The sequence below is a fragment of the Flammeovirga sp. EKP202 genome (genome assembly GCF_014534745.1).
In the GTDB taxonomy this organism is placed as follows: Bacteria; Bacteroidota; Bacteroidia; order Cytophagales; family Flammeovirgaceae; genus Flammeovirga.
Window position 1 is genome coordinate 263,139 of sequence record NZ_JACVVP010000002.1, and the last position, 9,144, is coordinate 272,282.

The 9,144-nt window shown below is 35.4% G+C and carries 10 protein-coding genes; 6 read left to right on the forward strand and 4 right to left on the reverse strand.

The window, feature by feature from the left end; translation table 11 throughout:
• Positions 1-34: 34 nt before the first annotated feature.
• Together IC221_RS02150 and IC221_RS02155 are read left to right on the forward strand one after the other, a co-directional pair.
• Positions 35-673: a NeuD/PglB/VioB family sugar acetyltransferase gene (locus IC221_RS02150; RefSeq protein WP_188167392.1), complete on the forward strand. Its 639-nt coding sequence runs from the start codon at positions 35-37 to the stop codon at positions 671-673.
• Positions 674-784: 111 nt separating this feature from the next.
• Positions 785-1,756: a radical SAM protein gene (locus IC221_RS02155; RefSeq protein ID WP_188167393.1), complete on the forward strand. Its 972-nt coding sequence runs from the start codon at positions 785-787 to the stop codon at positions 1,754-1,756.
• 4 nt (positions 1,757-1,760) lie between these two features.
• Here IC221_RS02155 and IC221_RS02160 read toward each other — a convergent pair whose 3' ends face one another.
• The 3 genes from IC221_RS02160 to serS all read right to left on the reverse strand — a co-directional run bounded on the left by IC221_RS02160 (position 1,761) and on the right by serS (position 4,764).
• On the reverse strand, positions 1,761-2,981 hold the full coding sequence (locus tag IC221_RS02160; RefSeq protein ID WP_188167394.1) for an acyloxyacyl hydrolase: 1,221 nt from the start codon (positions 2,979-2,981) through the stop codon (positions 1,761-1,763).
• Positions 2,982-3,090: 109 nt separating this feature from the next.
• Entirely contained in the window at positions 3,091-3,348 is a 258-nt protein-coding gene (gene rpsT, locus IC221_RS02165) for a 30S ribosomal protein S20 (protein WP_062614566.1), read from the reverse strand.
• A 141-nt stretch (positions 3,349-3,489) separates the two neighbouring features.
• Positions 3,490-4,764: a serine--tRNA ligase gene (gene serS / locus IC221_RS02170; RefSeq protein WP_188167395.1), complete on the reverse strand. Its 1,275-nt coding sequence runs from the start codon at positions 4,762-4,764 to the stop codon at positions 3,490-3,492.
• 104 nt (positions 4,765-4,868) lie between these two features.
• Between serS and IC221_RS02175 the strand changes: the two genes are divergently transcribed.
• Genes IC221_RS02175 through IC221_RS02185 form a run of 3 tightly spaced genes read left to right on the forward strand, consistent with a single transcriptional unit; the run spans position 4,869 to position 6,672 of the window.
• Positions 4,869-5,672 carry a sulfite exporter TauE/SafE family protein gene (locus IC221_RS02175; protein WP_188167396.1) on the forward strand — a complete coding sequence of 268 codons (804 nt, stop codon included), beginning with the start codon at positions 4,869-4,871 and terminating at the stop codon, positions 5,670-5,672.
• Positions 5,648-6,460, forward strand: a complete 813-nt coding sequence (locus tag IC221_RS02180; protein WP_188167397.1) for a hypothetical protein — start codon at positions 5,648-5,650, stop codon at positions 6,458-6,460. The genes IC221_RS02175 and IC221_RS02180 overlap by 25 nt, the downstream gene beginning before the upstream one ends.
• Positions 6,451-6,672, forward strand: coding sequence for a hypothetical protein (locus tag IC221_RS02185; protein ID WP_188167398.1), 222 nt, complete (start codon positions 6,451-6,453; stop codon positions 6,670-6,672). The genes IC221_RS02180 and IC221_RS02185 overlap by 10 nt, the downstream gene beginning before the upstream one ends.
• Here the strand turns inward: IC221_RS02185 and IC221_RS02190 are convergent.
• The gene (locus IC221_RS02190) at positions 6,669-7,808 is read right to left on the reverse strand and encodes a Na/Pi symporter (RefSeq protein ID WP_188167399.1); all 1,140 of its coding nucleotides are present in this window, start codon (positions 7,806-7,808) and stop codon (positions 6,669-6,671) included. The genes IC221_RS02185 and IC221_RS02190 overlap by 4 nt on opposite strands.
• A gap of 149 nt (positions 7,809-7,957) precedes the next feature.
• On the opposite strand from IC221_RS02190, the gene IC221_RS02195 reads away from it, so the two are divergent.
• Complete coding sequence (locus tag IC221_RS02195) at positions 7,958-8,656, forward strand: SAM-dependent methyltransferase (protein ID WP_188167400.1); 699 nt, start codon at positions 7,958-7,960, stop codon at positions 8,654-8,656.
• Positions 8,657-9,144: the final 488 nt, after the last annotated feature.

Below are 9,144 nucleotides of genomic sequence, written 5' to 3' on the forward strand. Positions count from 1 at the left end.
GTTTCTTTCAGTATTTTAAAACAATAAAAAAATTATGGACCATCTTAATCCAGTAATTATACTTGGTGCTAGTGGTATGGGTAAAGCCGCACTAGACATTTTCAAAAGTCAAGACATTATTGTTTACTGTTTTCTTGATGCAGATGAAGAGCTTCATGGTGCTGAAATTGGTGAAGTTTCTGTGATGGGATCTCCTGAAGATGGAGGTTTCTTAAAGCATATCGGTAAAAAATGTGACGCATTCGTTGCTATTGAAGACCACGACACACGTCAGAAAGTGGTGAAGATGCTAAAGGAGCGTCGCAAAGTAATGCCTGTAAATGCTATTCATAAAGATGCTAGTATTTCCTCTTCTGCTTTCTTAGGATATGGTAACTTCATCAACGCTGGGGCTAGAATTGGCTACGACGTAAAAGTACCTGAAAATTGCATTATTCACAGTAACGCAGTACTTGAACACAGCGTAGTTCTTGATGATTTTGTTTCTATCGGATCGGGTGCTATCATCGGTTCGGGCGCTAAAATCGGTAAAGGTGCATTTATTGGATCAGGTGCTATCATCTCTTCAAATGTAATCGTAGGAGAGAATGCTAAAGTTGCTCCTGGCTCATTAGTGATGACAGAGGTAAAACCTAATACAACTGTATTTGGAATGCCTGCAAAAGAAATATAGATTAAAGGTAAGAGGTAAGAATGAAGAGGGAAGAAGTGATTCGTAGTACAATACAGCATCAACAATTCTTCCCTTTCACCTCTTCCCTCTTCCCTCTCACCTCTTCCTCCCATGAGACTTATCTCCCATCCCGTTTTATGTAATTATTATGTCACTTACAGGTGTAATGCCAAGTGTCATTTTTGTGATATTTGGGAAAAACCTTCTCCATATATTACGTTGGAACAGGCTGAAGAGAATTTTAAAGCCTTAAAAAAGTTAGGCGTTAGGGTCATTGATTTTACAGGTGGAGAACCTCTTTTACATCAAGAACTACATCTATTACTTGAACTCGCCAAAAAATACGGTTTTATCACCACCGTTACGTCCAATGGTTTGCTCTATCCTAAACGTGCATCGCAACTGAAAGGACTCATAGATATGCTTCATTTCTCATTGGATTCCTATGATGCACAAAAACATGATGAAGGCAGAGGCGTAAAGTGTTACGACAAAGTGATGGAATCGATAGATATTGCACTTTCCTTAGGCGAAAAGCCTGATATTTTATTTACAGTAATGGATGACAATGTTCATGAAATTGAGAATGTTTATCAAAATATCACTTCACCCCAAAACCTTGTACTCATTCTCAATCCTCTTTTCTCTTATGGTGATATAGGTGGCGGGCTTTCTGAAAGTACATTAAAAACAGTAGAACAGTGGAAAAATAAAAAGAGGGTATTTCTAAATGATGCATTAATCAATCTACGAAAAGATGGAGGTAACAAAATTGAAAAACCTATCTGCAAGGCAGCGAGTAGTTGTATTGTGATTTCTCCAAAAAATGAATTAATACTTCCTTGTTACCATCTAGGCAAGCAAGCATTTCCTATCAACAACAACTTAACTGAATTATATCAGTCAAAAAAAATTCAGGAAATCATCCAAAATGAAGGACGAATTCCTGAATGTGAAGGATGTGCAATCAACTGCTATATGCAACCTTCTTTCAGTGTTGAAATCAATAAATATTTTTGGCAATCACTCCCAAGTACCTTTAAATACAACTTATGGAAAGGAACATGGAAGCAACTGTTTTAAGGTACTACATTCTTGGGTCTTTATTATTTGAGTACATTCTAAACCCAACTCCCCACTCTACAAAGTCCGCAATAAACCCTCCTGGCGTTTTTAAAGCTAAATGAGCAAAGAACTTACGAGAGAAATCGTAACGTCCTCCTACTCTTGCATACCACCCTCCACGGCCTTCTACGTTTGTAAATGGAATTCCTACTTGCGTCACCAAAGTAATTCTATGGATTAATAATTCATGCGAAAAGTGAATACCTGCATACCACAATTTACTATTCGGCACACCATTCGGATATTGAGATTGATACTCTTCTACCAATGAACCATCGTGAAAAACATCTATACCTATTCCGTATTTACCTTTATAACTATAATGCCTTGCCACATCAAATGCTATTGTCCCCACACCATAATACAATTCACGGTCTTGAATGTCATAAGGTGAAGTACTCCAACCGCCAGCAACAAAAGTATAATACTCCCAAAACGGCTTAAACTCTCCAAAAGTGTGATCAATATATGCCAATCGAGGATCCTTTTTACTATCTACAAATTGACTCCCTTTTTTCGGGATGTAGGTGTTGAAATTGTACTTAATTCCTGCATTCAAACCGTATAAGTTTACACCCTTATTAGGTGTTCTTGTTCTTCCGTTTGAAAAATGGGTAAATAAAAGACCTACGGTACCGTCTATTCTCGGTGAGATCTTAAACTCTCCCTCTACACTCACTGTAAAATAGACATTAAATTCACTACCTATTGCGGTCTGATCTGGATTATCCTTTGGATCATAGCCAAAGAAATCATAAGCTAAACCTACACCTAAATCATACATTAAACTCCATTTTTTGTAACGCCTAAAAGGAGCATTGAAAAAGCCGTACATTGCAGAAGGGCTCCCTAAAATATTCGCTTCGGGAAAGAATGTAGCTTGGTACAAGCCAAATCCATAGTTAGGATAACCAAATAGTTTATGCCATTTTTTTCTACCATATCCTTTCCATCCTACCCTCAATTCTAAAGCAGAAAAATAGTTACGTTCTACTTCCTCCAAGCCATCAACTCCCGTTGAAAAGTGACCTCCAAAATGCACTTTGGTTTGTCCGAATATTTGTCTTGGATAGGTTTTATTTGCGTCGGTAGTATCCGCTTTTAGGAAATCCCAAGTCTGAGCATAAATAGTTAAAGTAGATAAGAATAAAAAAATAGTGAGAAAGTGCTTTAAATGTATCATTGATAATTGGGTTATTAAAAAGAAGAGATTGATAGTAAAAATAAAAAAAAAGCCAAGATTTAATAAATCTTGGCTTCAATGTTTTTCAACTTTAGCTTCTAATCTAAAATTAAGCAGCAAGTTTGTTTACGTGCTTCGCTAATTTAGATTTCTTGTTTGCTGCGTTTTTATTATGAATGATGTTACGCTTAGCTAACTTATCAATCATAGATGCAACTTTGTTATAAAGCTCAACTGCCTCACCGTGATCTTTTGTTTCACGTAAACGCTTCACAAAAGTACGAGTAGACTTAAGTTGATATCTATTTCTCAAGCGTTTCGCTTCGTTAGAGCGAATTCTCTTTTTTGCTGACTTATGATTTGCCATTATATATATGTATTAAAATTCTTAGATAAAGCTTGGAATACCATCCTCACGAACTTCTCCCAAACGGAATGCAAAAATATTGTATTTATAATTAATAAACAAGTAACTTACCCGTTAACAACGATAAATATCAACTATCTATCAGTCTATTACCTCGAAATTCGTATATTTTTGCAATACTTTAGGAATCATTATACCTTTTTCGGTTTGATTATTTTCAAGAATTGCCGCTAAAACTCGTGGTAAAGCCAATGCTGAACCATTCAAGGTATGTAATAAAGACGTCTTTTTATTATTATCTCTATATCTCAATTTCAAGCGGTTAGCTTGGTAGTTTCCAAAATTACTGATTGAACTTACTTCCAACCAACGTCCTTGAGCTGCAGACCACACTTCTAAATCATAGCAAAGATTGGCGTTCACACCTAAATCTCCACTACATAATAACAATCTTCTGTAAGGAAGCTCTAATTTTTCTAAAAGCATCTCTACATGTTTTGTCATTCTTTCGTGTGCTTCCTCTGAATCCTCTGGTTTTTGGATCTCCACGATCTCCACTTTATCGAATTGGTGAAGTCTATTCAACCCTCTTACGTGAGCACCCCAAGAACCTGCTTCTCTTCTGAAACAAGGAGTATGCCCTGCCATTTTCTTTGGAAGATCGTTTTCTTGTAACAACTCTCCTCTGAACATATTAGTGATTGGCACCTCAGCTGTTGGAATCAAATAAAGATCATCTGCACCCATATAGTACATCTGTCCTTCTTTGTCTGGCAACTGACCTGTACCGTAACCTGAAGCTTCGTTAATAAGAATTGGAGGTTGTACTTCCATATATCCAGCATCTGTTGCTTCATCTAAAAAGAAGCTGATCAATGCTCTTTGGATACGTGCACCCTTTCCTTTGTAGAATGGGAATCCTGCTCCAGTTACTTTATTTCCTAATTCAAAATCAACAATATCATATTGCTCAATCAAATCCCAATGAGGTTTTGCGTTTTCAGGTAAAGTTGGTTTTTCACCTCGCTCATACATTACTTCATTATCCTCATCAGTTTTCCCCACTGGAACGTGTTTTCTTGGAATGTTTGGTATTTGATAAAGTAATTTTTGTAATTCTCCCTCAAGCTCAGATACTCTTGAACTCAAGTCCTTCGCTTTTTGTTTATTTGTTGCAGCAGATGCCTTCGCAGCTTCAGCCTCGTCTTTTTGACCTGACTTCATAAGCATACCAATTTGCTTTGCGCTTTTGTTGGCTTCTGCTTGAGCATCATCTCTATCTTTTTGAGTTTGACGTCTTTCCTCATCTAACTCAAGAACTTTATTTATTGTAGCTTCAGGTTCGTCGAAGAATCTTTTTTTCAACCCTTCGATTACTTCCGCTTTATTTTCAGATATATATGAAACTAATAACATTTTGTTCTGTATTATTTGATTTTTGACTGCAAATATAGTTAACTTTTAGGTGGAGAACTTACTTAACTCATGTGAAAAAAGAGAAATTACCCTAAAAACTATCCATGGATCCTCACTTACTGGAATACACATCAATCATTGCCTATATTATTACAGGAATTGTTGCAGGTATAGTTAACACACTTGCGGGTGGAGGGTCATTGTTTACGCTATCTTTATTGATGTTTTTGGGGATGCCTGTAGGCATGGCAAACGGTACAAATAGATTAGGCATACTATTTCAAAACTTCACTGGTGCCTATACTTTTCATAAAAATAAACTTCTTGATATTCCCTCTTCTCTTAAATACCTCATCCCATCACTGATAGGTGCTGTATTCGGAGCGTTTACTGTAGCTGATATAGATGAAGAAACTTTACAATATGTTATTGGTACTCTAATGGTATTGATGCTCATTCCGATCTTTAAAGGAGGAGAATCCTCTCAAGCATTTACAATGAAAGTAGGCCAAAAACCTAAGTTTAAATCCTGGAGAGATAATATCATTTTCTTTGCTATTGGGTTTTATGGCGGGTTTGTTCAAGCAGGAATTGGAATCATGATTTTGGTGGGTGTTTCAAAATTGGGAAAAATGACGTTAATTAGAGCTAATGCAATCAAAATGCTGATCATTGCCACTTACACCCTTCCAGTATTTATAGTTTTTCTTCTAAAAGGACAAGTAGTATGGATAGCCGCTATCTTATTAGCTATAGGTCAAGTGATAGGCACATGGTTTGCAGGTAAATTTGCATCAGGATCAGAAAAAGCCAATACTTTTATTAAATGGCTTCTTGTATCTATGGTTGTTATCTCAATATTAAAAATGTTTCATCTAACAACATGGCTCATCAATTGTTTTCAATAAAAAAACTTTCCGTACTCTTTTTAACTTTTTTCGTACTATTCATCTTCAATGATGTAAGTGCCCAAAAGAAAAAAGAAGAGGAAGTGAATACTTATGAAGATTTCCAGAACAAACAAACAAAGGTGACCAATACCCCGCTAGATAAGCAAAGGTCTAAGCGCAATGTGAAAATGGCAGGCAAAGTTGATTCTGATGTAAGACTGTCTGACAATGCACGTAAAAATGTCTCTAAAGACATGAAAAAGTTCAAACCTTATATCAATGCGACTTCTGCAAAACAAAAAACTAAAAACAACAAGAAGAAACTTGGTAATGCTGTAGAAGTAACGATCGACAAGGACAAAGGAAAAAAGATGAATAAAACAGTTGCAAACCATAAAGGGTATGTGGTTGTAGAAAGAAATAAAGGAAAAAGAATTAATAAAGCTGCTGCCAACTACAAAGGAGGATATGTAGTCGTTGAAAAAAATAAAGGGAGAAAGGTGGGTAAAAAAGCCGCTCACTATGAAGGATATGTTGTTATCGACCGTTCAAGAAACCGAAGAATTGCAAGACAAGCGGCAAACTTTAAACCTAACTATATAAAAGTGAAGCAACAGCTTACCCTCACAAAGATGTATTATGGCAAAGGTCACGGTAAAAACTCTTATAAATTTGTTCAGAAGCATCGTTTTGCCCCTCACTTCAAAGATATTCCTCAAAGAACTACAAAAGGGAAATCAAACAGCATGAAAGAAAAACCTATTAAGTACACCTACTCTAAGGAAGAAGCTGAAATATGGAATTAAGAAATCAAAAAGCTTGGAGAGTAAGGATTTATAAATGGTTTCTTGTCTTTGGGCTAAGTTTTATATTTTGGTTACCACTCACTCACTACCAAAACGATTCAAAAGAGTGGAGTAGAACTATTATTGATACTATTTTCATGACGATTGGTCTTAATTTAATCATGTATAAAAGTATCAGAAGAAAATTCATCAATAGTGATGAGGTGAATTAAGTATTCAACCAAACTAATATAAAAGGCAATACAAAAAAGAGGAGGAATAAGTATACAAACCCAAAAATTCTTTCCTTCGCAGCAAAAAAGCCTAACTTACTAGCATACCATACTGGAACTCTTTTTAAAGTTGGTACAGTAGTAAAAATAACCACTCCCAATACATTAAAAAGAACGTGTGTCAGTGCAATCTCAACACCAAATTCCGTCCCCGTTGCTAATGCCGCAAATAAAGCGGTAATGGTAGTACCAACGTTCGCACCCATAATAAACATATAAGCCCTTGGAAGCGTAATTTTTTTACTTGCAGTCAAAGGAACAATCAGCGATGATGTAATAGAACTTGACTGTACAATAGCGGTAAGGGATATCCCAGAGAGTAAACTTAGTGCATCATTTTTAAAAAGTGCATTAACAGATTGTACTTGAGAATTGTTGATAAAAACTTCTTTGGTCATTCCTCCAATTAACTTCAGAGAAATAATCAACATAAGAACTGATATCCCCAAAATAACCCAAGGATAATCCGTAAGAGATTCAAAAAGGAGATGACTAATTTGATCTACACCAATATTTAAACCCTCAAAACGAGTATTAGTATTCGCTATTGAGAGATCTTGTTTAAAGAAATTACTTGCAATAGATTGTGATAAGTTGGACAAAAATCCAGTGGATAGCTCTAACGGCAAGAAAATTAAGGCTACAAAAATATTGAAGAAATCATGCAAAGCTGCTCCTGAAAGTGCTCTCATGAAAATACTCTTATCATCTATATAACTCAATGCCACAATAGTACTCGTTACAGTAGTACCAATGTTTGCACCCATTACAATAAAAACGGCGTCGTCTAACGACAATTTCCCTAATCCAACTGCTCCTACCACTATAGCGGTAACTGCTGAACTACTCTGAAAAACTGCTGCCCCTAAAAGGCCTATAAAAAAATAGATAAATGGATTATGCTCTACTGCTACTAATTCTTCCGCCAACCCTGTTCCTAAAAGAGTAAAAGCAAACTTCATTGTTCCAAATGAAATGAACATCAAGTAGAACGCACAAATCACAAATATCGTCTTCTTTGCTATAACTCTATAATCAACATTCTCCAAGTCTATATTATTTATTGCCTGTTTCAAGTATAAAAACTAGTCTATTTCGTAAGTTTGTAAAATTAACAAAAGAAGTGTTGTAACTACTCTCTGTAATATTAATAAAAAATGAATTAATATTTATTTAGAGTAATCAGTTAAACATCAATTTTCTTACCATTTAAACCATTTTCCTTGTGTTTTTATATCTAATACCAAGTTTGCTTGCCGCCGATCGATACGATGTTTTACCCCCTGAAACCCAAGAGGCCATAAAAAGTACAAAATACTATCTTGTAGAAGACCTAAGAACGGCACGCCGGTTTATTGGTGGTTGGAAAATTGATGGTATTACAGTACAAGATCTTCATTTTCAGATTTTAGACAAGAAGACAAAGCCGGAGCAGGTTAAAAATTTATTCAAGAATGTCCCTAAAGGTGAAAATATTGGGGTTATTTCTGAAGCAGGATGTCCAGGTGTTGCTGACCCTGGTGCTTTAGCAGTGCAATATGCTCATCAAAATAAAATCAAGGTAAAACCATTAGTAGGCCCATCTTCTATTTTACTTGCCCTAATGGCTTCTGGATTGAGCGGTCAAAAATTTGCCTTTCATGGTTATATGCCAATTCAAAAAACTGAAAAAATCAAAGCACTTAGAAGATTGGAAACTGAGTCGACTAAATTCTATCAAGCTCAAATCTTCATGGAAACTCCATTTAGAAATACAGCGATGCTTGAAGATATTTGTGAGCACTTAAATCCCAACACAAAACTTTGCGTTGCTTCCAACATACAAGCAGAGGATGAATATATTAAAACATTCACCCTGAAAGAGTGGAAATCTAAAAAGGTTGACATCCATAAAAAACCGACTATTTTCATCCTTCAGACATAATTATGATAAATAAAGATAGTTCCATAGTACTATTATTATCATGAATTAATACTGAATGTTATCAGAATAATATTATTCTGATTATTTCATTACAATATTTATAAGCTTTCAAATGAATTTGGAAGCTTTTTTTTATGCCTCAATTTCCCGTTTTAATAATTCACTAATTAACACTTAAAATACGCCAACTGAATTACGAATCTATCAAATATTAAGCTTTATTTTTACCATTATTGTAAATAATAAATTATTTTATTGAAAAGTTTGTATTTAAAATTAATATTCTCTTACTTTGTATCAACGAAAAGGGAAAAAGATTAAACGAATCGCAAAAACCCTTCAAAAATTTGAAATACACTGTAAGGTGATGAAACTGGCAGACATGCCCTCCTGTCTCGGGGGTGGAGAGTCTACGATAAACACTTGGTAATGGGTTGACCACTAAACGTGCGATGCATACACGATTTGTCAAGAGGCTAAGTACTCCG